Origin of the sequence: Kineosporia rhizophila (genome assembly GCF_021277265.1) — a bacterium.
Classification (GTDB): Bacteria; Actinomycetota; Actinomycetes; order Actinomycetales; family Kineosporiaceae; genus Kineosporia; species Kineosporia rhizophila.
Window position 1 is genome coordinate 62856 of the sequence record NZ_JAJSOH010000013.1, and the last position, 24521, is coordinate 87376.

Here is a 24521-nt window from a genome sequence, read left to right on the forward strand (position 1 = left end):
GCGTGCGGCTATTCACAGCGCCGCACCATTTCCTTGTCCGAGCGCTTGACCCGTCCTACAGTGCAATCGCAGTCGCATGTCCGAGAGGCCTCTCCCGACCTGAGATTTGAGCCCTTCGCCACCAAAGGAGATGTCGGAGTTGCTGACACAGATCGCAAGGACGAGCAAGACCACCCGCTCCTGGATCGTTCTCACCGCTGTCGCCCTGGCCGCCGTTCTGGCCTTCCTCGTCGAATCGATGCCGACGGCCCAGGCGGCCACCCCACCCGGCCTGCACGTTTCCGGCAGCAAGATCGTGGAGAAGAACGGCACCCCGTTCGTGGCCCGCGGAGTCAGTCACCCTCACGCCTGGTACCCCTCCCAGACCGCGGCGACGATCCCCGCGGTCAGGGCGGCCGGGGCGAACGCCCTGCGGGTGGTGCTCAGTTCCGGAGCCCGGTGGACCAGGACCAGCGCCGGCGAGATCACCTCGATCATCAGCCAGTGCAAGGAGAACCAGCTGATCTGCATGCTCGAGGTGCACGACACCACCGGTTACGGTGAGGAGGCCGCGGCCTCCTCCCTGGACGCGGCCGCCGACTACTGGGTCAGCGTGAAGTCGGCCCTGGTCGGCCAGGAGGACTACGTCCAACTGAACATCGGCAACGAGCCGTTCGGCAACGGCAGCAACGTGAGCAACTGGACCTCGGAAACCTCTGCGGCGATCCAGAAACTGCGTTCGAACGGGCTGCGTAACCAGATCATCGTCGACGCGCCCAACTGGGGGCAGGACTGGTCGTTCACGATGCGGAACAACGCCGCCACCGTGTTCGCCGCCGACCCGGACGCCAACACCGTCTTCTCGGTGCACATGTACGGCGTTTTCGACACCGCGAGCGAGGTCAAGGACTACCTGGCCGCCTTCACCAGCAAGAACCTGCCCATCATCGTGGGAGAGTTCGGGAACCTGCACTCGGACGGCGACCCGGACGAGGACACGATCATGGCGGAGGCCACCCGCCTGGGGCTCGGCTACTACGGCTGGTCGTGGTCCGGCAACGGCGGCGGCGTCGAGTACCTCGACATGGTGACCGATTTCGGTCCGACCGCATTCACCCCGTGGGGCACCCGGATCTTCAACGGCGCCGACGGCATCAAGTCCACGGCCAAGACGGCCACCATCTACGGTGGCCCGGCCCCCACTCCCACCGTGACCCCGACCAGCACCACCGAGCCGACGGCGACTCCCCCCACCGACGCCTGCACGGCGGTCTACTCCACCGGCAGCTCCTGGGGTGGCGGTTTCACCGGTTCGGTCAAGGTGACGGCCGGCTCGTCCGCACTCAGGACCTGGTCGGTCACCCTGTCCCTGCCCTCAGGCACCTCCATCGCCACCGCATGGAACGGAACTCTCAGCGGCGGCAACAAGATCGCCAATGCTTCCTGGAACGGGAGCCTGGCGGCGGGAGCCAGCACCGAGTTCGGGTTCCAGGGAGCCGGCCCGGCCAGTGGTGTCTCGGTGGCTTCGTGCTCGGCTTCGTGAGTGTGAAGGCACTGCGAGGATGAACGCCCGTGCGATCCGACCCGGATCGGTCCCGGGTCGGATCGCACCGGGATCCGGGCAACAGCGGCCAGCTACCTTCGGCCCTACCTCCACGCGGCATCGATCGATGGCTGAATTCTGGAAGAGAAGGGTCAGGACGATGGTGGGCCGTTGTTCACGAGTGTCCAGTACAGCCCGACCTGCATGACTTTCGCGGCGAAGTCGGTGAAGTTGACCGGTTTGGCCACGTAGCTGTTCGCACCCTCGACGTAAGCCTCTTTCAGGTCGATGTCCTCATGTGAGGAGGTGAGCACCACGACGGGCAGGAGGCGCGTGTGCTGGTGAGAACGCAGGTCTCGCAGCACGTCAAGGCCGCTGATCTTCGGCAGATTGATGTCGAGCAACACCACCAGAGGCAGGCCAGGCTCTCGATCGGCGAAGGCCCCCCGCGCGTAGACCTGGTCCAGCGCCTCCGCACCGTCGCGGACGACGACCACCGGGTTGGTCAGACCCCCCTTCCTCAGCGCCCGCAGGGTGAGGGCCTCATCACTCCGGTTGTCCTCGACGAGAAGGATGTACGGCTCAGACATGATGGCTCTCCTTCATCGGTAGGCTGAAGTAGAAGCTCGCGCCCTTGCCGACTTCACCCTGAGCCCAGATCCGGCCGCCGTGCCGGCTGATGATCCGCTGGGTGGTGGCCAGGCCGATGCCCAGTCCTTCGAACGCGCTGATCGGGTGCAGCCGTTGAAATACTCCGAAGAGTTTTCCGGCGTAAGCCATGTCGAAACCCACACCGTTGTCGCGCACGACGTAGCAGGGAACGCCCCGCTCTTCGGTCGCCTTGAACTCGATACGGGCGTCCTGGCCTCCGGCGGCGTACTTCCAGGCATTTCCGAGCAGGTTGTCCAGAACCACGCTCATCAGTCCACTGTCGGCCAGAGCGAGCAGACCGTGCTGAATCTCGACCTGGACCTGACGTTGCGGATCCGCGGCCCGCAACCGCTGGATGCTCTGGGCCGCCAACGCGCTGAGGTCCACGGCCACCGGGCAGAGTTCCTGCCGACTGAGCTTGGACAACAGGAGCAGACTGTCAATGAGGCTCGCCATGTACTGCGATGATGTACGGACCTGCCCCAGGTATTCCTGGCCTACATCGTCCAGGACATCGCCGTAGTCCTCGACCAGGGCCTGGGCGAAACCGTCGATCCCTCGCAAGGGGGCCCGCAGATCGTGCGCGACGGCGTAGCTGAAGGCCTCCAGTTCCTGATTGGTCGCCTCAGCTGCGGCCTTCGCGGCAATCAGTTCCCGCTCGTCCCGCTTGCGCTCGGCGATGTCCTCGATCACCACCGAGACACCTGCCGGCCGGCCGTGTCGATCCTGGATCAGCGCCAGGGAGATGGACACCTCCACGTCCTGGCCGTGTCGGTCCCGGCGGGCGGTGTCCAACGGGTGCAGTTGCTCGCCCGCCAGGATCCGGGCCACCGTCCCAGAGGAGTCCTCGCTCTGCTCCGGCGAGTCCAGCACCGTCCAGGACCGGCCGACCATGTCGGCGGCGCTGAACCCGAAGATCTCCTGCGCGCCGGCGTTCCAACTGGTGATCTCTCCGGTCAGGTCCAGGGTGAGCAGTCCCTGCCGGGCGGAAGAGACCAGGGCGACGAGATGCGCCCGGTCAGCGTCCGCGAGGCGACGTTCGCTGATGTCCCGGACGGTGCAGATCACGAGGAGATCACCCTCGTCCTCGACGCTGGCAAGGCTGATCTCGACCGGAACCCGGGAGCCGTCCTTGCGGATACCCTCCAGCTCCAGGCCCGACCCCATCGGCCGGGTCGTCGGGGAATCCGTGAACGAGGCCCGTCGGCGCGGATGATCGGCCCGGGACTCCGGCGGCACCAGGATCTCGACCGGTTGCCCGCGCAGTTCATCTGCGGAGTATCCGAAAAGGGCCAGTGTCTGTGCATTGGCCAACTGGATCAGGCCGTTCCGGTCCGTCACGATCATCGCGTCCGGGGCAGCGTCCAAGAACCGGCTGATCCGCCGTCCCGTCCGTACACGCTCGGAAGCGTCCCGGACGGCGGCGATCACGTTGCCGCCCGGAGTCGGTGTCCCCGCCAGACCAGGCAAAGGCGCCAGGCTGATCTCGACCGGGAACTCGGACCCGTCGCACCGGCGAGCCGGCAGTTCCTGCTCCCGGCCCATCGGCCGAGCTACTGGCGCCGCCATGTACTGCTGGCGCAACAGCACGTGCCCAGCATGCAGCCGCTCTGGTATCAGGGCCTCGATTGCCTGACCACGTAATGCGTTGCTGTCGTACCCGAACAGCTTCGTGAGTTTGGCGTTGAAAGCAACGATCCGCCCGTCACCATCGATCACGACCATGGCGTCGGGAGCCACTTCGAGCAGACCGGCCAACCCGATCTCGATCCCGTCGTCGCCCCTAGGTTCAGGAACTGCAAAAGCACCGACGACGGGTTCTTCACCCTGACTGCTGCGTTGCGATTCTTCCATGCCCTGAGTTCCGATCGATGGAGGCAGTAGAACGACGCGGACCCGGCGTTGTCATCGGCCCGCCGGCCAGATTCTTGAGCTCGTCCTAGATCGGCACGTACGCCGGCCAAGGTGGGCGTGTCCTGGCGGACCTGGCCAGGACGCGAACAATGCTCCGGTTCCGCTCGGGGCATCTGGGTTCTGACGCCCCCCAGGTAGCGGCGTGATCATTGTCTGCACGGCCTGGACCATCGAGGCCTGTACGCCCATCCTTGGAGATCCCGGGATCCAGACCTGCTCCGGCTGTTCGGGTTCGGCCTGCGGATCCAGCCCGCGCCAAGGTCGATCCGTACCTGATCACCTTGAGGCCGACTCAGCCGGAGGACGCGGCGGGCCTGGTGCTCGTGGCGGTGGGTTCCTCAGCGACGGCGCCTCGTTCAGTGACATCCGTCAGGCGGATGCGATGCATCCGGATGAGTAATTTCCGAAAAATTAACCGGTTGAGCATGATTCCGGATACAGACCGCCAGTCATCGGAGATCGGCGGATCAATCCGGGAGTTGCCCGTGTCCCAGTCCACTTCGGGGAGCCCGTCTTCCCACCCACGACGCCTGTTCCTGAAATCCACTGCGGTGGGCGCCCTGGCCGTCGGCATCGCTGCACCTCGAGCCCAAGCTGCCGCAGCCGAGCCCGACTTCGGGCCCAACGTGAAGATCTTCGACCCGTCCACACCGGTCGCCACGATCAACGCCTATCTGCAGGGCATCTCGGGCGAGGCCGAGTTCAGCAGCAACCGGCACGCCGTGCTGTTCAAGCCCGGTGTCTACGGAAGCGCCGCCGGGCAGGACAACCCGTCCACGGCAACCGGGATCGTCAACTCGGAAGTGGGTTACTACACCTCGATCGCAGGCCTGGGTGCCTCCCCCGATGACGTCCTGGTCAACGGGGCCCTGCACGTGGAGCCGGTGCAGAACGCCGACGGCACCTCCACCTCTCTCACCCAGTTCTGGCGCTCGCTGAGCAATCTGGCAATCAACCCGATCCAGCGCCCGGTCGGTGCCGACGCGCAACGCCCGCGGCCGGAGGGCATCGCAGAACCGCACACCATGCGCTGGGCGGTCTCGCAGGCGGCTCCGCTGCGCCGGGTGCACATCAAGGGCAACCTGGATCTGACCGGGCGCTACGGCGCCACCGCCTTCGGCACGTACACCGCCGACAGTGTGGTGGACGGATCGGTGATCAGCGGCGACGCGACCCGCGAATACGCCCAGGCCCAGTGGCTCACCCGCAACAGCCGGATCGGGCGCTGGGACGGCAAGGGCGTCAGCTACGTGTTCTCGGGGGTGCAGGGCGCTCCGGCCACCAACTTCGCCCCCGGGGACAAGACCACGTTGGCCCAGACCCCGCTCTCGCGGGAGGCCCCGTTCCTGGTCTTCGACCGTGGCGCCTACAAGGTGTTCGTACCGGCGGCCAAGCGCAACACCTCCGGGCCCGCCTGGTCGACGAACGCCTCGGCCGGACGGTACATCCCGATCGAGCAGTTCCACATCGCCCGGCCCAGCCAGTCCGCCGCCACGATCAACGCGGCCCTGGCCTCGGGAAAGCACCTGCTGCTCACCCCCGGCGTCTACGCCCTGAATGCGCCGCTGCGGGTGACCAGGGCCGACACCGTCGTGATGGGCCTCGGCTACGCCACCCTCGCCCCGGCCGCCCGGACCCGAGCCCTGGAGATCGGTGACGTGCCCGGCGTGGTGGTCTCCAGCCTCACCGTCGACTCGGGTCCCGACGCCGACGTGCTGGTGCAGGTCGGACCCTCCAACGCGGCAGCGGGGCTGGCGGCCAACCCCACTGCCCTGCTGGACCTGTTCGTCCGGGTCGGCGGCCCCCGCGCCGGTCAGGCCAACACCAGCGTGCAGGTCAACAGCAACCACGTGATCCTCGACCACACCTGGCTCTGGCGAGGCGACCACGGCACCGGGATCGGCTGGGACGTCAACCGCGCCGACACCGGCCTGGTGGTGAACGGTGACGACGTGACCGCTCTGGGCCTGTTCGTCGAGCACTACCAGAAGCACCAGGTGATCTGGAACGGTGAGCGCGGGCAGACCGTTTTCTACCAGAGCGAGATGCCCTACGACCCGCCGAACCAGGCGGCCTGGATGAACGGAGCCAAGGAGGGCTACGCCTCCTACGTGGTCGGCAGCAGGGTGCGCACCCACAAGGTGACCGGCCTGGTGGTGTACTCGCTCTTCACCGCCGGCTTCCAGGGCATCCAGGTACACGCCTCCAGCGCAGCCGAGGCACCCACTCTGCCCGGCGTGAGCTTGCGTTCCCTGGCCACCGGAGTGATCGCCGGCGGCGGCGGGATCCGGCACATGCTCAACGACGACGGCCCGGCGGTGGATGCCGCCGCACCGAACCAGACGGTGTTCGGGATGACTGCGGTGCAGCGTTTCTCGACCCTCTAAGACGAAGGCGGGGTGGTCCAGGTGGACCACCCCGCCCGTTCAGAGAAGAACCGGTTCGGACTTCTTCCGCACCTCATCGGCCGTGACTCCCGGGGCCAGTTCCACCAGGCGTAAACCCGCAGGAGTGACATCCAGGACGGCCAGATCGGTGATCACCCGGTGCACCACGGCGCGGCCGGTGTAGGGCAGCGAGCACTCCTGCACCACCTTGTACGAGCCGTCCCGGGCCACGTGCTCCATCAGCACGATCACCCGTCGGGCCCCGTTCACCAGGTCCATCGCGCCGCCCATGCCCTTGATGGTCCGGCCCGGCACGGCCCAGTTGGCCAGGTCGCCGACGGCCGAGACCTGCATGGCGCCGAGTACGGCGACGTCGATACGGCCGCTGCGGATCATGCCGAACGAGGTGGCCGAGTCGAAGATCGCTCCCCCACGCCGGATCGTGACCGTCTCCTTGCCCGCGTTGATCAGGTCCGGGTCGACGTCACCTTCGGAAGGGTAGGCCCCTACCCCGAGAATCCCGTTCTCGCTGTGCAGAACCACTTCCACGCTGTCAGGAACGAAATTGGGGACGAGTGTGGGCAAGCCGATCCCGAGGTTCACGTAGGAGCCGTCAGTCAGCTCCTGGGCGGCCCGGGCCGCCATCTGCTCACGGGTCCAGCCCATCACGATCCTCCCGGCCGCACAGTGCGCTTCTCGATCCGCTTGTCCTGGGCCTGTTCGGCGTTCAGCACCACCACCCGATCGACAAAGACGCCCGGGGTGTGCACGGCGTCCGGGTCGAGTTCGCCCGGTTCCACCAGTTCCTCGACCTCCGCCAGAGTGATGCGGCCGCACTGGGCCACCAGCGGATTGAAGTTCCGGGCGCTGCGGCGATAGACCAGATTCCCGTACCGGTCGCCCTTCCAGGCCCGCACCAGCGCGAAGTCGGCCACGACGGCCGCTTCCAGTACGTGGTCGCGGCCCCCGAACCGGCGAGTCTCCTTCGGCGGCGAGGCCACGGCCACGCTTCCGTCGGGCGCGTAGCGCCAGGGCAGGCCGCCCTCGGCCACCTGAGTGCCGGCGCCGGTCGCGGTGAAGAAGGCCGGGATACCGGAGCCACCGGCCCGCAGACGCTCGGCCAGCGTGCCCTGCGGAGTCAGCTCGACCTCCAGTTCACCGCTGAGGTACTGGCGAGCGAACTCCTTGTTCTCACCCACGTACGAGGCCACGATGCGCCGGATCCGGTGCTCGGGCAGCAAGAGTCCCAGACCCCAGTCGTCGACCCCGGCGTTGTTCGACACCACCTCCAGGTCGCCCGCCCCCGCCTGCAGGAGCGCCTGGATCAGGACGGCCGGGATCCCGCACAGGCCGAAGCCCCCGACGGCCAGCGTGGCGCCGTCGGGGATGTCGGACACTGCGGCCGAGGCCGAGCTCACCACTTTGTCCATCCGGCTCACTTCCCGAGCACGTCGCTGACCCAGTCGGCGACGAAAGTGCTCACGTGGGAGAGGTGGTCGAGACCGATGTGCTCGGCGCCGCCCTCTCCCCGGGTGAACACGCGCAGTTCCCGCCGAGGGCTGTTGACCGCCTGCTCGTAGGAGCGGTGCGCGTATTCCAGCGGGATCTGCCGGTCGTTCTCCCCGTGCGCGATCAGGAACGGCACGGTGATCTGCTCGACCACCCCGTCCAGGTGGATCTGGTCGGCGAACTCGATGAACTCGTCCAGGTCCTCGTGCCCCCAGACCCACAGCACGTGCTCCCAGTAATGAGGGACGGGTCGCTCGCCTTCGCGCTCGAGCCGTCGCCGCTGCACGGCCCCCCAGTTGTGGTTGGCCCCCCAGGCCACCACCAGCGCCAGCCGCTTCTCGAACGCCGCCGCGCGGGGGGCGTAGTAGCCGCCCAGCGACCAGCCGACCAGGCCGATCCGGGCCGGGTCGACGTCGTCGCGGCCGACCAGGTAGTCGACGCACGCCGTGGCCCAGACCTCGGAGTCGATCCGGGCCGTGAGCCCCTGCAGTCGCAGCGCCTCACCGGAGCCGGGGCAGTCGACCATCAGGCAGGAGATACCGCGGGCGGCCAGTTCCTGGGCGTGGCCGGCCGCGTACATGTGTTCCTTGGTCGAGTCCAGGCCGTTGAACATGATCATGACCGGACGCGGCCCCTCCCCCGGCGCGGCCGAGAAGTAGGCCGGCAGAGTGGTTCCCTCGTAGGGCACCTCGACCCGGGAGATGTTCGGGTCCCTGAGGTCGAAGGCCTTCTGCTGCAGCTCGAGCACGCGGCGGTAGCAGTCCAGCCGATCGGGGTTGGCGGTGCTCTGCAGCCGTTCGGCCTGCGCCAGGTAGTTGGTGGCCCGGGCGTACAGCTGCCCGGCGGTGCGGATGTGCCCGGCCTTCTCGGCCTCCTCGGCCTGGGCCACGAGCTGGTCGGTGAGCCGGGTCCAGGCACCGAGGAAGTCCGCAGTGGCACCGTCCTCCCCCTGCAGCGCAGCCTCTTTGATCGGCCGGCAGGCCCGGTCGACCTCGTCGATCAGGCCGCCGGAGTTGAGGGTGGCGACCACGCCGAGGTTCCAGGGGTAGTTGCGGGGGAAGTACTCGAACACGTTGCACAGCCTTTCGGTTTGAGGACGTCGGTCAGCGCCGGTTGCGCGGTCGGGGGCGGGCCGGGGCGATGGGTGGGAGGGAGATTCCGGGTACGACCCGGTTGGCGATGGTGCCGATGCCCTCGACCGACATCCGCACCAGATCACCGGGTTTCAGCGGGGCCGGCTCCTGGGCGCCCCGCCGCCCCCACAACTCGGCCAGGCAGCCACCGTTACCGCTGGTGCCGGAGCCGAGCACATCACCGGCGCACACCTGCGAGCCACGCGAGGCGTAGGCCACGAGCTCGGCGAACGGCCAGCCCATGTTCGCCAGCAGGTCCTCGCCCACCAGTTCGTCGTTGACCCACACCTGCATCTTCAGGTTCAGGAATCCTTCGGAGTCGGTGCGGTCCTCGAACTCGTCGGCGGTGACCAGCCAGGGCCCGAGGGTGGTGGCGAAGTCCTTGCCCTTGGCCGGGCCCAGGTTCACCCGCATCTCGCGGCGCTGCAGGTCACGGGCCGACCAGTCGTTCATCACGGTGTAGCCGAAGATCGCCTCCCGGGCCTGCGGCACGCTCAGCGACGAGCCCGAGACCCCGAGCACCGCGGCCACTTCCAGCTCGAAGTCGAGCAGTGAGCAGCCGGGCGGCACGGCGACGTCGTCCTCGGCGCCGATCAGGGCGTAGGGGTTGGTGAAGTAGAACGTCGGGGCCTGGTACCACTCCTCGGGCACGACAGCCGTGCCGTCAGAGCCGCCGACGCTGCGCACCACACCCTCGACGTGTTCCTCGAAGGCGACGAAGTCGCGTACCGAGGGCGGCTGCAGAGGTGGCAGCAGCCGGGCCCGTTCCAGGGGCTCGGCCGGACGGTGCAGGGTCTGCTCCCCCAGGCGCAGTGCGGTCGGCAGCCCGGAGCGCACCACGTCCAGCACACTGACGCCAGGGTCGAAGGCGTGCAGCCCGTGGTCGCCGACCACTCCGGCCTTGGTCACGCCTGCGGAGATCCAGGAGGCGAAACGCATGAAAGCCGCCCCTCACACCGGCGGGGCGACGAAGAGGCCGCGGTCGGGGTCGTTGAACGAGCGGGAGGCGACGAACTCGTTCATCGCGTTGGCGGTGCCCCACTGGTCGGAGACCTCCGGGTTGGAGAAGTCGTAGACGTGCGGGTGCCAGGTGTCCTCGTCCACCTCTTCCAGCTCGGTGGTGTATTCCATGGTGTTGCCGTGCGGGTCGAGGAAGTAGCTGAAGGTGTTGTTGCCGGCCAGGTGCCGCCCCGGCCCCCAGATCTTCTCCACCCCGGCCCGCAGCAGCCGCCCGGTGCCCCGCATGTACTCGTCCAGGCCGCGCAGCTCGAACGAGGCGTGGTGCAGGGAGGGGTGCGGGCCCCGGGCGATCGCCAGGCTGTGGTGCCAGGCGTTGATCCGCATGAACCACATCATCTCGCCCATCCGCGGGTGCATCAGGGTGTCGGAGAGGGCGAAACCCAGGTGCTTCTCGTAGAAACGGCGGGTGCCGTCCGGGTCGGCCGAGTTGATCACCACGTGCGACAGGCGCACCGGGACGTCCTCGCCGCTCTCGATCTTGCGGTGCTCGCGAACCGCCACGTCCGCGCTGACTTCCACCGTGCGTCCTTCGTTGTCGAAGAACCGCACGCCGTAACCGCCTCCGGGCGTGTCCAGTTCACGCGGCTCGTGCACCAGCTTCACCCCGTCGACGGCCAGCCGGCCGGCCAGGGTGTCCACGTCGGCGCGGGTGGCCACACCGAAGGCGATCAGGTCGATGCGCTTGTCGGTGGCCTCACGCAGGCGCACCACGTACTGCTCCGGCGAGCCCTCGGCGGCCAGGAAGGTCAGCTTCCCGTCGCTGTGCTCGGGCCGCAGCCCCCAGTTGTCCCGGTAGAACGCCAGCTGCCGGGCGTGGTCGGGCACCGCCAGGTCGACGTGCCGCAGGTGGGTGATCAGGCGATCGGTCGTCATCGGTCGATTCCTTCTCTAGCCGAATTCTTCAGGCAGGGCTGCTGACGGTCTGCGCGACCCGGTGCATCAGGCCCGGCACGTCGCCCCGTTCGTTGTTCAGCAGCCAGGTGCACAGCTGGTTGGAGGCCTCCACCACCGTGCTGGCGCGCTCGAAGCGGCGGGCGGTGAAGGCGTCCCAGAGTTCGTCGTCGACCCGCTCACCGCCCAGCAGCAGATCAGCCAGCACCGCGCCGTCCTCCAGGGCCATCGCCGCGCCCTGCGCGACCGTGGGCGGGCAGGAGTGGGCCGCGTCGCCGATCAGCACGACCCGGCCGCGGTTCCAGGGCGCGGGCAGCACGTGCGTCTCGAACCAGGTGTAGTTCACCCGGGACGGGTCGGTGAGGTTCTCGCGGATCTCGTCCCAGGGGCCGTGGTAGGCCTCGGCGAGCTGCTTCATGGTGGACAGCCGCTGCTCGTCACTCAGCGTGGAACGGTCCTGGGCGGGCTCGACGATGTAGGCGTAGAGCGAGTTCTCGCCGGTCGGGCAGTAGCCGGCGATGTACGAGGGGCCACCGTAGAACAGGTCGGTGCGGGTGACGCCGGCCGGACGCGGCCCGAACGTGCGCCAGATCCCCATCCCCACCGCCTTGGTGTCCAGCTCCACCCCGAGCAGCCGGCGCACGCTGGAACGGATGCCGTCGGCGCCGACCACCAGGTCGTAGCGGCCGCGCGAGCCGTCGGCGAAGGTCACGTCCACCCCGTCGCCGTCCTGCTCCAGCCCGGTGACCGTCCGGCCGAAGCGCACCTTCACGCCGGCGTCGGCGGCCCGTTCCAGCAGGATGCGGGCCAGTTCGGGGCGGGGCATACCGACCGTGGCGGGCAGGTCCGGGCCACCGGTGCGGTCGTCGGGCATCTCCACCAGCAGCGTGCCGGCCGGGTCGGGGGCTCGAAGGCCCAGGCTGTCGAACGCGTAACCAGCCGCCTGCACCTGCTCCCAGACGCCCAGCTGCCGCAGGACCCGCAAGGCATTGCCCTGCAGCGTGATCCCGGAACCAACGCCCATCGGTTCGGGTTTGAGCTCGGCCAGGTCGACCGCCACACCGGCGTCGGCCAGCCGGATGGCCACCGCCGTACCGGCGGCGCCGCCCCCGACGACGAGCACGTTCTGCACTGCGGGCATGCCCCAGACTCCTTCGTCCTTGAATCCCTGCCTCCGGGCAGGTGGCTGTCTACTTGATCGCGACGGGGTTGACCGGCGCCCCGACCGCCCCGGTGACCGGGATCGGGGCCGCGGTCAGGAAGAACTCCCAGACCCCGTCGCCCGCACAGTCGGCGGCGAGCGCGTCCAGGTCCCACATCTCGCCGATGAACAGGCCGATGTTGGGGATGGCGACCTGGTGCAGGGGCTGGAAGGCGACCTCGAACTCGTTCGGGCGCACCTCGAAGCCCCAGGTGTCGGTGGCGATCCCGGCGATCTCGGAGTCGTGCAGCCAGTCGGCGGTGGTGAACGACAGGCCCGGGGCCGGGCCCTGGGCGTAGCCGTTCCAGCCGCGGCCGGCGGCCAGGTCCCGGCGGGCCCGGGTGAGCCGCCCGGTGCGCACCAGGACCAGGTCACCGCGGCCGACGGCGACTCCCTGCTCGCTCGCGGTCCGGGTGAGGTGCTCGGTGGTGACGGCGAACCCGTCGGGCAGTTCGCCGTGCTCGCCCAGGGCCCGCCCGACGTCCAGCAGCACGCCCCGGCCGGCGATCAGCGCGGCCACCGTCTCGATCCCGGTGACCAGGTCGCCCTCGCTGGTGACCACGTCCCCGGCGGGCCGGCCGTTCCAGGCCTTGCCGTGGTCGAAGATGTGGCCCAGCCCGTCCCACTGGGTGGAGCACTGCAGGGGCATGAACACCACGTCGTCGGCGCCGCCGAGGCCGTGCGGGAAGCCCTGCAGGCCGCGCTCGGCGTCGGTGCCGGTGTCCAGCATGGTGTGCACCGGGTTGGTGCGTCGCCGCCAGCCGTTCTGAGGGCCGTTCGTGTCGAACGGCAGGGCCAGCGAGAAGCTCGCTCCCCGGCGGACCAGCCCGGCTCCCTCGCGCCGTTTGGCCTCGTCGAGGAAGTTGAGGGTGCCGATCCGGTCGTCCTGACCCCAGCGGCCCCAGTTGGAGCAGCGCTTGGCGGCCGCCTGCACGGCGCCTTGGGGGTCGAGGCGGTCGGGGCGGTCGAGCGGTTCGGGCATGTCGGATCCTCCTTGAGACGACACCGTCACTCTGCTGCGGGCCCCCACCGGCCGGGAAGACGAGAATGGTGATGCGCTCTATCCATCGCTCTTATGGCCCGGGTCACCCGTGATAGATCAGGGCCATGACGTTGGCCCGACTGGACCTGAACCTGCTCGTCGCCCTGGACGCGCTGCTGCGCCGGCGCAGCGTGACCCGGGCGGCCACCGAGATGGGCCTGAGCCAGCCCGCCCTGTCCGCCTCGCTGGGGCGCCTGCGCCGGCACTTCGACGACGACCTGCTCACCCGGGTCGGCAACGAGTACCGGCTGACCCCGCTGGCCCTGCAGCTGGAACCGCTGGTGCGGGTCGCCCTGGCCGGTGCCGAGCAGGTCTTCGAGGCCCGCAGCGGTTTCGACCCGGCCACCTCCAGCCGCGAGTTCTCGCTGCTGATCAGCGATTACGCGGTCACCGTGCTGGGCGACACGATCGCCGGGATCCTGGCCGCGGAGGCGCCCGAGGCCCGGCTGCGGCTGGCCGGCAACGTGCCCAGCGCGGTCGACCACGCCGACCGGTCGCTGCTGATGACCGATCTGCTGATCATGCCGCACGGCTTCCTCACCGGGATGCCGCACACCGACCTGTACCGGGACGAGTGGGTCTGCCTGATCGCCTCCGGCGCGGCCGCCGCGCAGAACGGGCTGAGCGCCGACGACCTGCGGGAACTGCCCTGGGTGATGTCGTACCACGGGCCCACCGCCTCCACCCCGGCGGCCCGGCAGATGCGGATGCTGGGGATCGAGCCGCGGGTGCAGGTGATCACCGAGTCGTTCCTGACCGTCCCGGCGCTGGTGGCCGGCACCGACCGGGTGGCGCTGCTGCAGCGCCGCCTGGTCGATCTGCTGCCGCTGAACGCCGGAGTGCGGGCCGTGCCGTGTCCTTTCGAGGTGTCGCCGTTGATCGAGGCGATGTGGTGGCACCCGGTCCACGACGAGGACCCGGAACACCAGTACCTGCGCGACGTGGTGCGCCGGGCCGTGGATCTGGCCGTCACGCCTGACTGAAGTCAGGCCACCAGGCGGGCAGGGATCGAGGCGAACGCGCGCAGGGTGTTGTTGTGATGGCGCACCGGCGCAGCGGTCAACTCGATCCGCCGTACCCGGTGGGCCAGAGCCGTCAGCACCGCCTCCACCTCGAGGCGGGCCACGTGCTGGCCCACGCACTGGTGGATGCCCATACCGAAACCGACGTGACCAGAAGGGTCGCGGGCCAGGTCGAAGACGTCCGGGGCGGCCCAGCGGCGCGGGTCGCGGTTGGCCGAGCCCAGGAACATGAGCACCTTCTGCCCGGCCGGGACCACCGTCTCGCCGATGCGCACGTCGGCGGTGGTGGTGCGGAAGAACGTCTGCACCGGCGATTCCAGGCGCACCGCCTCGTCAAAGGCGATGCGGGCCAGGCCCGGCTCGGCCCGAAGCCGCTGCCACTGCTGCGGGTGGGTGGCGAAGGCGTACAGGACGGCCGCCAGCCCGTGCACCGTGGTGTCCACCCCGGCGGTCAGCAGCGAGCGCACGATCAGAGGGGCCTGCTCGTGGGTGATGTCTCCGCGGTCGGCGGCGGCCCAGATCTGGGCGCCGAATCCGCCGGGAGACAGACGGTCCCGGGCACACTGGTCGTTCACCCAGCCCGCCACTGCCCCGATGCCGGGCAGCCCCTTGGCCACCAGTTCGTTGGCGGGGCCGAAGGCGTTGAAGGCATGATCGCCGTACGGCAGAAGGTTCTCGCGTCCTTCCCGGCCGAGGCCGACCGCGTCAGGGAACACCCGCAGCGGGTAGGCCTGGGCGATCGATGCGACCAGATCGACCTCCGCACCGGATGCGAGCACCTCCTCCAGCAGGTGCTCGGCGTTCTCGGCCCAGGCCGGGCGCAACTGCCGCAGGGCGCGCGGGCTCAGGATGGGTTCCAGGACGTGACGGGGCGCGTCGTGGTGCGGCGGATCGGCCTCGAGCAACAGACTGGGCGGGCGCCAGGGCTTTTCGACACGGAAGTTGGAGAGCCCCACGCCCGCGCCGGACTGGAAGTGCTGCCAGTCGGTCAACACGGCGTGGACCTCGGCGTGGCGGCCCAGGGCGTAGACGCCGTAGCGGCTCAGCCAGGTCACCGGCCCGGCCTCACGCAGGGCCTGCTGGAACGGCAGCGGGTTCTCCAGCACCTCCGAGGAGAACGGGTCCGTGTCCAGAGTCGGGCAGGAACGGTCTGCGGGAGCGAGCGTCATCGGTGGCTCCGATCGTCTTGAAGTTGAAAAGGTCTACCGGTCAGGCGTCCAGGACCAGGCGATCCCCGCAGGAGCGGGAGACGCAGACGAACATGCTGCGGTTGGCGGCGCGCTCGGCCTCGCCGAGCAGGGAGTCGCGGTGATCGGGCACGCCCTCCAACACCGGGGTCTCGCAGGTCCCGCAGGTGCCCTGCCGGCACGAGGAGAGCACCGGCACCCCGGCCCGGGACATGGCCTCCAGCACACTGGTGGCCGGATCGACGGTGACGGTGACCGCGCTGCGGGCCAGTTCGACCTGGAAGGGGGTGTGGCGCACCGGTGCGTCGTAGGCCTTGGGGGTGAACCTTTCGGTGCGCAGGCAGCCCCGCGGCAAGTGTGCGGCGGCCTGCTCGACGGCCTGCAGCAGGGGCGCCGGCCCGCAGCAGTACACCTTGCCACCGGAAGGCTGGGCGGCCAGCGCGTCGGTGAGGTTCAGCAGGCCGTACTCGTCCTGCGGCCTGATCAGCACCCGCTCGCCGTAGACCTGCAGTTCATCCAGGAAGGCCATGCTGGTGCGGGTGCGGCCGCCGTAGAGCAGCGTCCACGGGGTGCCAAGCAGTTCGGCGTGCCGGATCATCGCCAGGATCGGCGTGATGCCGATGCCACCGGCCACGAACAGGTAGTGCCTGGCCGGGACCAGCGGGAAGTGGTTACGGGGCCCGCCCACGCCCACCAGATCGCCGACCTGCAGGCGCTGGTGCACGACGGCCGAACCGCCTCGCCCGCCCGGTTCGTTCAGGACGGCGACCCGGTAGGTGGCCGGGTCCCAGCGGTCTCCGCACAGCGAGTACTGGCGGGTGAAGCCGCCGGGCAACTGCAGGTCCAGGTGGGCTCCGGGCGTCCACTCCGGCAGGCGGCCACCGTCCGGGGCAGCCAGAGCCAGTTCGCAGACGTCCTGCGCGACAGTGCGTTTGCCGACCACCCGTAGGGCCGTGGTGGACGCGGAGACGCCGATGAGTTCATGCGCGACGGTGAGCATGCCGGGATCATGCGGACGGCGGGCCCGGGTCCACAACGCCGCTCCCATTCAATGGGCCGGTGCTCAGGGCCTGCCGGATGCCCCTGGCCATGGCCCGCAGCACCGGGACGCGGCTCAGCGCCCGCTCATCGTCCGGCACCACCACCGACAGGGCGGCCACCACCTGTCCACTCGCAGACCGGACCGGCACCGCGAGTGCGGCTGCGTCGGGGTGGATGTGCCCGCGGCAGTGCACGAAGTCTTCCTGCCGGATCTGCGCCAGCACGCGGCGCAGGCGCTGCGGCTCGGTGATGGTCCGGGCCGTGAAGGCGCGCAGCGGCCGGTGGAGAATCTCTTCTTGGACGTCGGGGCCGGCGTGGGCGAGCAGGACGAGCCCGGCCGACGAGGCGTGCAGAGGCAGCCGGCCGGCGATCTTGGTCACGTTGATCACCGCGCCGGGGGCGGACAGCCGCTCCACGAAGAGCACGTCCGGCCCGTCGAGGACCCCGAGCTGGGCGTGCTGGCGCACCACGGCGTGCAGGTCCTCGAGAAACGGCATGGCCGCCTCGCGCAGGTCCAGGGCCGGTGAGGCGCGGGCCGCCAGCTCCCACATCCGCAGGCCCACGCGCACCCGGCGGTCCGGGTCGCGCGAGAGCAGGCCGTGCTCGGTGAGCTGCTCGACCAGGCGGGAGGCGGTGGACAGGGGCAGGCCGGCCCGAGCGGCCAGCTCGGAGACGGTGAGCACCGGACGCTCCGGGCCGAAGGCCTCGAGCAGGCGCACCACCCGGTCGACGATCGAGTCCCCGGACGCCGACCGAGCCATGGTCCTGCTCCTTCGTTCGAGTCGCTGCCGTTCAATGACACCAGACCGGGTGGCCTACGCTCCGACGAATGACGCGGGCACGCAGCACGGACGACCGGCCGCCGACGATGAACGACGTGGCCCGCCGGGCCGGGGTGAGCGTGGCCACCGTGTCCAACACCCTGAACCGGCCCCAGCTGGTCACCGAGTCCACCCGCCTCCGGGTGCAGGAGGCGATCGGGGAGCTGGGGTTCGTGCGCAACTCCACCGCCCGGTCGCTGAAGCTGGGCGTGGTCAACACCGTCGGCCTGGTGCTGGTCGACCTGGGCAACTCGTTCTTCGTGGACATCGCCCGGGGCGCCGAGGGAACCACCCAGGAGCACGGCCTGTCGCTGATGATCGCCAACGCCGACGTGGACCTGCAGCGTCAGGACCACTACCTGAACCTGTTCAACGAGGCCCGGGTCTCGGGGATCCTGCTCGCCCCGCTGGACGCCTCGCTCGAGCACGTCTCCTCGGCCCGGACCGCGGGCCGGCCGGTGGTGCTGGTCAACTACGCGGCGCGGGGCTACTGCGGGGTGGTGGCCGACGACGAGCTCGGCGGTCACCTGGCCGCCCGGCACCTGATCGAGCAGGGACGCACGCGCCTGGCGTTCGTGGGCGGACCGCTCACTCTGGGAGCGGTCGAGGCCCGGATGCGCGGCGCGCAGCGGGCCGCCGACGAGGCCGGGCTGGCACTGGTGCACCTGCCCACCCAGAGCTTGAACGCTTCCGAGGGCCGGCGGATCGCCGCCCAGATCGCCCGGATGCCGGCCCGCCGCCGTTTCGACGGGGTGGTCACCGCGGCCGACACCCTGGCCATGGCCTGCGTGCAGGACCTCACCGCGGTGCACGGCCTGACGGTGCCCGGGGAGGTGGCCGTGACCGGCTACGACGACAACCACTTCGCCAGCGACGGCCCGATCCCGCTGAGCACGGTACGCCAGCCCGGCCCGGCCATGGGCGCCGCGGCCGCCGGTCTGCTGCTCGCCGAGCTGACCGGCCGGCCCCAGCATCGGCACCGCACCCTCACCCTGAAGCCGTCCCTGGTGGTGCGCAACAGTTCCGTTGATACCCCGCATCAGCCGAGTTGATGGTAACAACAACGGTTTTGGTCTCGACAAAGCGCTGAGCTCCTTGGCATCCTCCTTGCTCGTCCCGCTTTTTAAACGTTTCAAGGCACGGCTCAAGGAGGACTCGTGTTCACATCCAGGGTTCGTCGGCACGATCGGTCGGCGTGGCCGACCCTGGTCGGCGCCGGTGCGATGGCGCTCGTCATGACGGCCTGCTCCAGCGGCAGCAGCACGGGCAGCGGCGGCGACGCCGAGGCCCCGAAGGAGTTCAGCTACCTGACCAACGTCGAGAACACCACCATCAAGGGGGAACTCGAGAAGCTGGCCACCGGCGCGTGCGCCGACGCGCAGGCCGCACTGCCGCTGAAGGTGGAGACCGTCCCGCAGACCCAGCTCGACCAGAAACTGCAGCTGCTGGCCGGTCAGGACGCCCTGCCGGTGCAGTACGCGGCCGGCAACGCCCCGTCCCTGACCGTCTCGCTCGAGCGGTCGAAGAACGTGCTGGACCTCGACCGGGCGCTGGCCGACCTGGGCGTCAACGACGAGATCGAGCCGGCCGCCCTCTCCACGATCAAGTCCCTCTACGGCGGCAAGTTCAGCGTGCTCCCGTACGAGTACAACATCGAGGGCATCTGGTACAACAAGGAACTGTTCCAGGCCAACGGCATCCAGGTGCCGGCCACCTGGGACGAGCTCCTGGCCGCGGCCGAGAAGCTGAAGGCCGCCGGCATCACCCCGTTCGCCGCCTCCGGCGAGCAGGGCTGGCCGCTCACCCGCCTGATCAGCAACTACCTGCAGCGCGATCTCGGTCCCGACGCCCTGCAGAAGGTCAGCGACGGCGCGGCCAAGCTCACCGACCCCGCCTACGTCCGCGCCGCCCAGGCGATCGCCGACCTGGGCGCCAAGGACTACTTCGGCAAGGGCGTCGGCTCGATCGACTACGACACCGCCTTCAACCAGTTCCTCACCGGCAAGGCCGGCATGTTCTACATGGGCTCCTGGGCCCTGGCCGACTTCAACAACCCCGAGCGCAACCAGATCGGCGAGGAAAACGTCGGTTTCATGCCGTTCCCGGAGGTGAGCGGCGGCCAGGGCTCCAGCGCGCAGCTCACCGCCAACGTCGGCCTGCCGATGGCGATCAGCGCCAAGCAGTACGACGGTCCCGACGGCAAGGTCGGCTCCTGGCTGACCTGCATCGCCGAGAACTACGGCACCGAACTGCTGAAGAACCAGCAGACGATCTCCGGTTTCAAGACCTCCGGCGACGTACCCGGCGTCAAGCCGCTGACCAAGGAGATCAAGCAGCGGATCGCCGACACCGACACCACCGTCCTGTGGTTCGAGGCGCTCTTCGACAGCAAGGCCACCACCACGTCGCAGACCAACGCTGCTCCGCTGGTGACCGGCGACCTGAGCCCGGCCGACTTCATGGCCAAGGTCCAGGAGGACCTGGACTCCTGAGCCGGATCCCGCCCGGCGGCGGGCGCCCCCTCCCGCGTCTGCCGCCGGCACCCCCTGCCCCGGAAGCACTTTCGGGCCACCTTCAACCACCGACGCTCGAAGGCCATCGATGAACCGCGTACTGGGCGACCGCAAGGCGATCGCCATCCTGCTCGGCCCGGCCCTGCTGGTCTACACCGCCGTGATGCTGGTGCCGATCTTCTGGTCGCTGGGCTACACCTTCTTCACCGGCAACGTGCTGGAGGGCTACCGGCCCAACGGCCTGGGCAACTTCCAGCACCTGCTCGAGGACCGGGACATCCGCAGCGCCCTGTGGTTCACCCTCAAGTACGCGGTCACCGTGACCGTCGGACAGGTGTTCTTCGGGTATCTGCTGGCCCTGGTCTACGTCTTCGGCCTGCGCCGCTACTCCGGCCTGGTGCGCACCCTGGTCTTCTTCCCGGTGGTGCTGCCCACCGTGGCGGTGGCCCAGCTGTTCCAGAAGATGTTCGAGATCGCCCCGCAGAACGGCCTGGTCAACGCCGGCCTGAACGGCCTCGGCATCGAGTCGGTCGACTGGTTCGGCAGTGGCAGCACCGCCTTCTGGGTGATCATCGCGATGGACATCTGGCGTTCGATGGGCTTCTACGCGGTGCTGCTGTACGCCGGGCTGGTCGACATTCCGGACGACATCGTCGAGTCGGCCCGGCTGGACGGCGCAGGTACCTGGCGGCTGGTGCGCCACATCGTGCTGCCGCTCTCGCTGCCGGTGCTGATCTCCTCGATCATCTTCAGCATCAACGGCACGCTCAAGGTCTTCGACTCGATCCTGGCCCTGACGAACGGCGGGCCCGGCAGCGAGACCACGCCGCTGACCATCTACATGTTCCAGACGGCCTTCACCTACGGCGACTACGGCTACGGCGCCGCCATCGCCTCGCTGCTGACCGTGATGTGCCTGATCGTGACGCTGTTCATCTTCCGCTCCTCCCGGCGCGACCAGACGGAGGCCTGACATGTCCATCCACACGCCGCCTTCGTCCGCCGTCCGCCACGCGTCCACCGGCCCCCGCCGCCCGGTCCGCCGAGAACCCCTGCGACTGAACACCTTCCTGCGCCGGCTGCCGCTGCGACTGGGTGTCCTCATCCTGCTGGTCTTCGAGATCTACCCCCTGCTGTGGCTGTTCCTGGGATCGTTCAAGACCCAGGACGAGTTCCAGAACAATCCCGCCTGGGCCCTGCCCGAGGGGCTGGAGTGGAACAACTACGCGGAGGCCTGGACCACCGGGCACATGGGCACCTACGTGCGCAACAGCCTGCTGTCGGTCGTCCCCTCGCTGTTCCTGATCATCCTGCTCGGTGTCGCCGCCGGTTTCGCCCTCGAGGTGATGGTCTTCAAGGGCCGCAACACCCTCCTGCTCACCTTCCTGGCCGGGATCATGGTGCCCAGCCAGATGATCCTGCTGCCGCTGTTCACCATCTACTTCCAGGCCGGGCTGACCGGCACCCTGTGGCCGCTGATCATCACCTACACCGCCACCGGCCTGCCCCTGACCGTGTTCATGATGGCCACCTACTTCCGGGCCGTGCCCCGGGAGGTCTTCGAGGCCTCCACCCTGGACGGCGCCGGGATCATCCGCTCGTTCTTCTCGATCGGCTTCCCGATGGTCCGCAACGCCGTGTTCACGGTGGCCCTGGTGCAGTTCTTCTTCCTCTGGAACGACCTGCTGATCTCGCTGACCTTCACCAACAGCGACGGCCTGCGCACGATCCAGGCGGGCCTGCTCAGCTTCCAGGGACAGTACGGAACCGTGCAGTGGGGGCCGCTCTTCGCCGCCATCTCGATCAACGTCCTGGGCACCCTGGTGCTCTACCTGTTCCTGAACCAGCGGGTCATGAAGGGCCTGGCCGCGGGCGCGGTCAAGGGCTGAGCAGCCGGCGCGTACCACCTGAGGCATCACCAGCGAGGAGAACCATGTCAGCGTCCGACGTGAGCGCCCCGGCCGAGACCGGTCTCACCCTGGGCCGCAACGCCCCACCCGTCCTCGTGCAGCCCCCGCGCATCGAGCACCACCGCACCCCGGTGGGTATCGGCCAGGCCCGGCCCCGGCTGTCCTGGCAGGTGCGCACCGAGCAGACCGGCTGGTGGCAGGCCGCCTACGAGATCGAGGCCCTGGACCCGGCCGGGCAACCGCTCTGGAACAGTGGACGGGTCGAGTCGGACCAGAGCGTCCTGGTCGCCTGGCCGGGCCCGGCCCTGACCTCGCGCGAGCGGGTACAGGTGCGGGTGCGGGTCTGGTCGAACACGGACGACGAGCCCAGCGACTGGAGCCCGGCCACGGTGCTGGAGACCGGCCTGCTGGAACCCGCCGACTGGAGCGCAACCTTCGTGGCTCCCCCGGTGACCGACGAACTGCGGGGCGACGACCGTCCTCCGGTTCTGCTCCGTCGCCCATTCACCGTCCGGGACGACCTGGTGTCGGCCCGGGTGTACGTGACCGCCTGCGGTGTGTACGAACTGGAGCTGAACGGCGCCCGGGTGGGCGAGGACGTCCTGGCCCCGGGATGGACCAGCTACCAACACCGGCTGCTCTACCAGACCCACGACGTCACCGATCTGCTCCGGGCCGGGGACAACGTCGTGGGTGCCCACCTGGCCAGCGGCTGGTACCGGGGCGAACTGGCCTGGAACCGGCTGCCGGACCGCTACGGCGACCGCAGTGCCCTGCTGCTGCAACTGGAACTCTCCTATGCGGACGGCCGCCGCGAGGTGGTCGTCACCGACGAGTCGTGGCAGTGGGCCAGCAGCCCGATCACCCGCACCTCCCTGTACGACGGTGAGCACCACGACGCCCGCACCGAACAACGCGACTGGACCACCCCGTCCGTTGTTGGCGCCCTTGACTCCGAAGCATGGAAACCCACCGAAGCGCTGACTTTCGAGCAGACGGGGACCGGTGAACTCACGGCCCCGATCCGGCCTGCTGTGCGCAGGATCGAGCACATCGCACCGGTCTCGGTCGAACGTCGGCCGGACGGGACGTATCTGCTCGACTTCGGGCAGAATCTGGCCGGACGGTTACGGATCGACGTGGACGGGCCGGCCGGCACGGTGGTCGACCTGCGCCACGCGGAGGTGCTGCAGAACGGGCAGTTCTACCCACGCACTCTGCGCACGGCCGTCTCGCACGACCGGTATGTGCTGCGTGAGGGCGGACGCCAGTCGTGGGAGCCGCGTTTCACGCTGCACGGTTTCCGCTACGCCGAGATCAGCGGCTGGCCCGGGGAACTCACCGCGGGTGATGTGGCCGCGGTGGTGTGCCACGACGACATGGAGCGCACGGGGTGGTTCTCCTCGTCGCACGAGATGCTCGACCGGCTGCACGAGAACGTGGTGTGGAGCATGCGGGGCAATTTCGTGTCGGTGCCCACCGACTGCCCGCAGCGCGACGAAAGGCTGGGCTGGACTGGGGATCTGCAGGTCTTCGCCCCCACCGCGAGCTTCCTGTTCGACTCCACCCCCAGCATCGCCGAGTGGCTGCAGGACGTTTCGGCCGAGACCGGCTCGGACGGCCTGGTGCCGTTGTACGTGCCGCACATCCCCACGTCCTTCCCACAGTTCCACAATGCCGTCTGGGGCGATGTGACCACCGTCGTGCCGATGGTGCTGCATGAGCGCAGCGGCGACCTGGCTCCGGTGCGGGCCGGCTACCGGGCGGCGCGGGACTGGGTAGAGGGGTGCCTGCGGCTGCTCGACGAGAACGACGTGATCTCAGCCGGCCCGCAGCTCGGTGACTGGCTGGACCCGGCCGCTCCCCCGGACCGCCCCCACGAGGCGCGCACCGACCCGTACCTGGTGGCCACCGCCTACCTCGCCCACTCGGCCCGACTGCTGTCGAGGCAGGCCGAACTGCTCGGCGAAGCGGAAGAGGCGAAGCGGTACGCCGGCGAGGCCGACCGGGTCGCCGCCGGATTCCGGCGCGAGTTCCTGACCCCCTCCGGCCGGTGCGCCTCGGACTCCCAGACCGCGCACACCCTGGCCCTGCGGTTCAACCTATTGGAGACCGTGCATCAGCGGGAGCGGGCCGGGCGTCAGTTGCGGCATCTGGCCCGTGAGGCGGAGCACCGTATCGGTACCGGATTCGCCGGTACCCCGGAGGTTCTCGACGCCCTCAGCGACGTCGGCGACCTGGAGACGGCCTACCGGCTGCTGCTGGAACAGGGCTGCCCCTCCTGGCTGTACCCGATCACCATGGGCGCCACGACCATCTGGGAACGCTGGGACAGCATGCTCCCCGACGGCACGGTCAACCCCGGCGAGATGACGTCGTTCAACCACTACGCGCTCGGGGCGGTCGCCGACTGGATGCACCGCGTCCTGGCCGGTCTGGCCCCCGCCGCCCCCGGCTACCGGATCCTGGACGTACGCCCCCGTCCCGGCGGCGGGCTGACACATGCTTCCGCCCGGCACGAGACGCCTTACGGTACGGCCGAAGTTGCCTGGCAGCGTTCGGGCCACTTGCTCGACGTCACCGTGGTGGTCCCGCCGAACTGCTCGGCCAACGTGCAGTTGCCGGGACAGGAATCCGTGAGTGTGGGATCGGGCCGCCACACGTTCAGCGCGCCGCACCCGGCGGCGGAACTCGACCCCGTCGGGCCGCTGCCACCCCGTCCGCGTTTCTAGGGCGTTCATTGCCAAAGCGAGGGAA

The 24521-nt window shown here is 69.3% G+C and carries 20 protein-coding genes; 8 read left to right on the forward strand and 12 right to left on the reverse strand.

Features of this window, described 5'->3' with window-relative positions:
* The first annotated feature begins 130 nt into the window (after positions 1 to 130).
* The gene (locus LWF15_RS18950; protein ID WP_456298975.1) at positions 131 to 1522 is read left to right on the forward strand and encodes a cellulase family glycosylhydrolase; all 1392 of its coding nucleotides are present in this window, start codon (positions 131 to 133) and stop codon (positions 1520 to 1522) included.
* A gap of 152 nt (positions 1523 to 1674) precedes the next feature.
* Here LWF15_RS18950 and LWF15_RS18955 read toward each other — a convergent pair whose 3' ends face one another.
* Entirely contained in the window at positions 1675 to 2112 is a 438-nt protein-coding gene (locus LWF15_RS18955) for a response regulator (protein ID WP_232812177.1), read from the reverse strand.
* Positions 2105 to 4027, reverse strand: a complete 1923-nt coding sequence (locus LWF15_RS18960) for a PAS domain-containing sensor histidine kinase (RefSeq protein WP_232812178.1) — start codon at positions 4025 to 4027, stop codon at positions 2105 to 2107. The genes LWF15_RS18955 and LWF15_RS18960 overlap by 8 nt, the downstream gene beginning before the upstream one ends.
* 545 nt (positions 4028 to 4572) lie before the next feature.
* Between LWF15_RS18960 and LWF15_RS18965 the strand changes: the two genes are divergently transcribed.
* Positions 4573 to 6474, forward strand: a complete 1902-nt coding sequence (locus LWF15_RS18965; protein ID WP_232812179.1) for an adenylyl cyclase — start codon at positions 4573 to 4575, stop codon at positions 6472 to 6474.
* A 39-nt stretch (positions 6475 to 6513) separates the two neighbouring features.
* On the opposite strand, the gene LWF15_RS18970 is transcribed toward LWF15_RS18965, so the two are convergent.
* The 7 genes from LWF15_RS18970 to LWF15_RS19000 are packed head-to-tail and all read right to left on the reverse strand — an operon-like array spanning position 6514 to position 13210.
* Positions 6514 to 7140 (reverse strand): 3-oxoacid CoA-transferase subunit B, encoded by a 627-nt coding sequence (locus tag LWF15_RS18970; RefSeq protein ID WP_232812180.1) that lies wholly within the window; start codon positions 7138 to 7140, stop codon positions 6514 to 6516.
* On the reverse strand, positions 7140 to 7904 hold the full coding sequence (locus LWF15_RS18975; protein ID WP_232812181.1) for a CoA transferase subunit A: 765 nt from the start codon (positions 7902 to 7904) through the stop codon (positions 7140 to 7142). The genes LWF15_RS18970 and LWF15_RS18975 overlap by 1 nt, the downstream gene beginning before the upstream one ends.
* Before the next feature lie 5 nt (positions 7905 to 7909).
* Positions 7910 to 9055: an alpha/beta fold hydrolase gene (locus LWF15_RS18980; protein ID WP_232812182.1), complete on the reverse strand. Its 1146-nt coding sequence runs from the start codon at positions 9053 to 9055 to the stop codon at positions 7910 to 7912.
* A gap of 31 nt (positions 9056 to 9086) precedes the next feature.
* A complete protein-coding gene (locus LWF15_RS18985; RefSeq protein ID WP_232812183.1) occupies positions 9087 to 10055 on the reverse strand; it encodes a fumarylacetoacetate hydrolase family protein in 969 nt (322 codons plus the stop codon).
* Between the two features lie 12 nt (positions 10056 to 10067).
* Entirely contained in the window at positions 10068 to 11009 is a 942-nt protein-coding gene (locus LWF15_RS18990) for a VOC family protein (protein ID WP_232812184.1), read from the reverse strand.
* A gap of 28 nt (positions 11010 to 11037) precedes the next feature.
* Positions 11038 to 12168: an FAD-dependent oxidoreductase gene (locus tag LWF15_RS18995; RefSeq protein ID WP_232812185.1), complete on the reverse strand. Its 1131-nt coding sequence runs from the start codon at positions 12166 to 12168 to the stop codon at positions 11038 to 11040.
* A gap of 49 nt (positions 12169 to 12217) precedes the next feature.
* A complete protein-coding gene (locus LWF15_RS19000; protein ID WP_232812186.1) occupies positions 12218 to 13210 on the reverse strand; it encodes a cyclase family protein in 993 nt (330 codons plus the stop codon).
* A gap of 125 nt (positions 13211 to 13335) precedes the next feature.
* Here LWF15_RS19000 and LWF15_RS19005 point away from each other — a divergent pair, with 125 nt between their 5' ends.
* Entirely contained in the window at positions 13336 to 14253 is a 918-nt protein-coding gene (locus LWF15_RS19005; RefSeq protein ID WP_232812187.1) for a LysR family transcriptional regulator, read from the forward strand.
* Between the two features lie 2 nt (positions 14254 to 14255).
* Here LWF15_RS19005 and LWF15_RS19010 read toward each other — a convergent pair whose 3' ends face one another.
* The 3 genes from LWF15_RS19010 to LWF15_RS19020 are packed head-to-tail and all read right to left on the reverse strand — an operon-like array spanning position 14256 to position 17281.
* The gene (locus LWF15_RS19010; RefSeq protein ID WP_232812188.1) at positions 14256 to 15461 is read right to left on the reverse strand and encodes a cytochrome P450; all 1206 of its coding nucleotides are present in this window, start codon (positions 15459 to 15461) and stop codon (positions 14256 to 14258) included.
* Between the two features lie 40 nt (positions 15462 to 15501).
* Positions 15502 to 16479: a PDR/VanB family oxidoreductase gene (locus tag LWF15_RS19015; RefSeq protein ID WP_232812189.1), complete on the reverse strand. Its 978-nt coding sequence runs from the start codon at positions 16477 to 16479 to the stop codon at positions 15502 to 15504.
* A gap of 7 nt (positions 16480 to 16486) precedes the next feature.
* The gene (locus tag LWF15_RS19020) at positions 16487 to 17281 is read right to left on the reverse strand and encodes an IclR family transcriptional regulator (protein WP_232812190.1); all 795 of its coding nucleotides are present in this window, start codon (positions 17279 to 17281) and stop codon (positions 16487 to 16489) included.
* A 68-nt stretch (positions 17282 to 17349) separates the two neighbouring features.
* Between LWF15_RS19020 and LWF15_RS19025 the strand changes: the two genes are divergently transcribed.
* From LWF15_RS19025 to LWF15_RS19045, 5 genes are all read left to right on the forward strand, one after another.
* On the forward strand, positions 17350 to 18393 hold the full coding sequence (locus LWF15_RS19025; RefSeq protein ID WP_232812191.1) for a LacI family DNA-binding transcriptional regulator: 1044 nt from the start codon (positions 17350 to 17352) through the stop codon (positions 18391 to 18393).
* 105 nt (positions 18394 to 18498) lie between these two features.
* Positions 18499 to 19833, forward strand: coding sequence for an ABC transporter substrate-binding protein (locus tag LWF15_RS19030; RefSeq protein WP_232812192.1), 1335 nt, complete (start codon positions 18499 to 18501; stop codon positions 19831 to 19833).
* Between the two features lie 109 nt (positions 19834 to 19942).
* Entirely contained in the window at positions 19943 to 20827 is an 885-nt protein-coding gene (locus LWF15_RS19035) for a carbohydrate ABC transporter permease (RefSeq protein ID WP_232812193.1), read from the forward strand.
* A 1-nt stretch (position 20828) separates the two neighbouring features.
* Entirely contained in the window at positions 20829 to 21743 is a 915-nt protein-coding gene (locus LWF15_RS19040) for a carbohydrate ABC transporter permease (protein WP_232812194.1), read from the forward strand.
* A 44-nt stretch (positions 21744 to 21787) separates the two neighbouring features.
* Positions 21788 to 24496 carry an alpha-L-rhamnosidase gene (locus tag LWF15_RS19045; RefSeq protein WP_232812195.1) on the forward strand — a complete coding sequence of 903 codons (2709 nt, stop codon included), beginning with the start codon at positions 21788 to 21790 and terminating at the stop codon, positions 24494 to 24496.
* Positions 24497 to 24521: the final 25 nt, after the last annotated feature.

Bases quoted from the DNA above. Each gene is read 5' to 3' on its own strand.
- LWF15_RS18950 (WP_456298975.1), top strand. From the start codon at position 131: ATGTCGGAGTTGCTGACACAGATCGCAAGGACGAGCAAGACCACCCGC.
- LWF15_RS18955 (WP_232812177.1), bottom strand. From the start codon at position 2,112: ATGTCTGAGCCGTACATCCTTCTCGTCGAGGACAACCGGAGTGATGAG.
- LWF15_RS18960 (WP_232812178.1), bottom strand. From the start codon at position 4,027: ATGGAAGAATCGCAACGCAGCAGTCAGGGTGAAGAACCCGTCGTCGGT.
- LWF15_RS18970 (WP_232812180.1), bottom strand. From the start codon at position 7,140: ATGGGCTGGACCCGTGAGCAGATGGCGGCCCGGGCCGCCCAGGAGCTG.
- LWF15_RS18975 (WP_232812181.1), bottom strand. From the start codon at position 7,904: ATGGACAAAGTGGTGAGCTCGGCCTCGGCCGCAGTGTCCGACATCCCC.
- LWF15_RS18985 (WP_232812183.1), bottom strand. From the start codon at position 10,055: ATGCGTTTCGCCTCCTGGATCTCCGCAGGCGTGACCAAGGCCGGAGTG.
- LWF15_RS18990 (WP_232812184.1), bottom strand. From the start codon at position 11,009: ATGACGACCGATCGCCTGATCACCCACCTGCGGCACGTCGACCTGGCG.
- LWF15_RS18995 (WP_232812185.1), bottom strand. From the start codon at position 12,168: ATGCCCGCAGTGCAGAACGTGCTCGTCGTCGGGGGCGGCGCCGCCGGT.
- LWF15_RS19000 (WP_232812186.1), bottom strand. From the start codon at position 13,210: ATGCCCGAACCGCTCGACCGCCCCGACCGCCTCGACCCCCAAGGCGCC.
- LWF15_RS19005 (WP_232812187.1), top strand. From the start codon at position 13,336: ATGACGTTGGCCCGACTGGACCTGAACCTGCTCGTCGCCCTGGACGCG.
- LWF15_RS19010 (WP_232812188.1), bottom strand. From the start codon at position 15,461: ATGACGCTCGCTCCCGCAGACCGTTCCTGCCCGACTCTGGACACGGAC.
- LWF15_RS19015 (WP_232812189.1), bottom strand. From the start codon at position 16,479: ATGCTCACCGTCGCGCATGAACTCATCGGCGTCTCCGCGTCCACCACG.
- LWF15_RS19020 (WP_232812190.1), bottom strand. From the start codon at position 17,281: ATGGCTCGGTCGGCGTCCGGGGACTCGATCGTCGACCGGGTGGTGCGC.
- LWF15_RS19025 (WP_232812191.1), top strand. From the start codon at position 17,350: ATGACGCGGGCACGCAGCACGGACGACCGGCCGCCGACGATGAACGAC.
- LWF15_RS19035 (WP_232812193.1), top strand. From the start codon at position 19,943: ATGAACCGCGTACTGGGCGACCGCAAGGCGATCGCCATCCTGCTCGGC.
- LWF15_RS19040 (WP_232812194.1), top strand. From the start codon at position 20,829: ATGTCCATCCACACGCCGCCTTCGTCCGCCGTCCGCCACGCGTCCACC.
- LWF15_RS19045 (WP_232812195.1), top strand. From the start codon at position 21,788: ATGTCAGCGTCCGACGTGAGCGCCCCGGCCGAGACCGGTCTCACCCTG.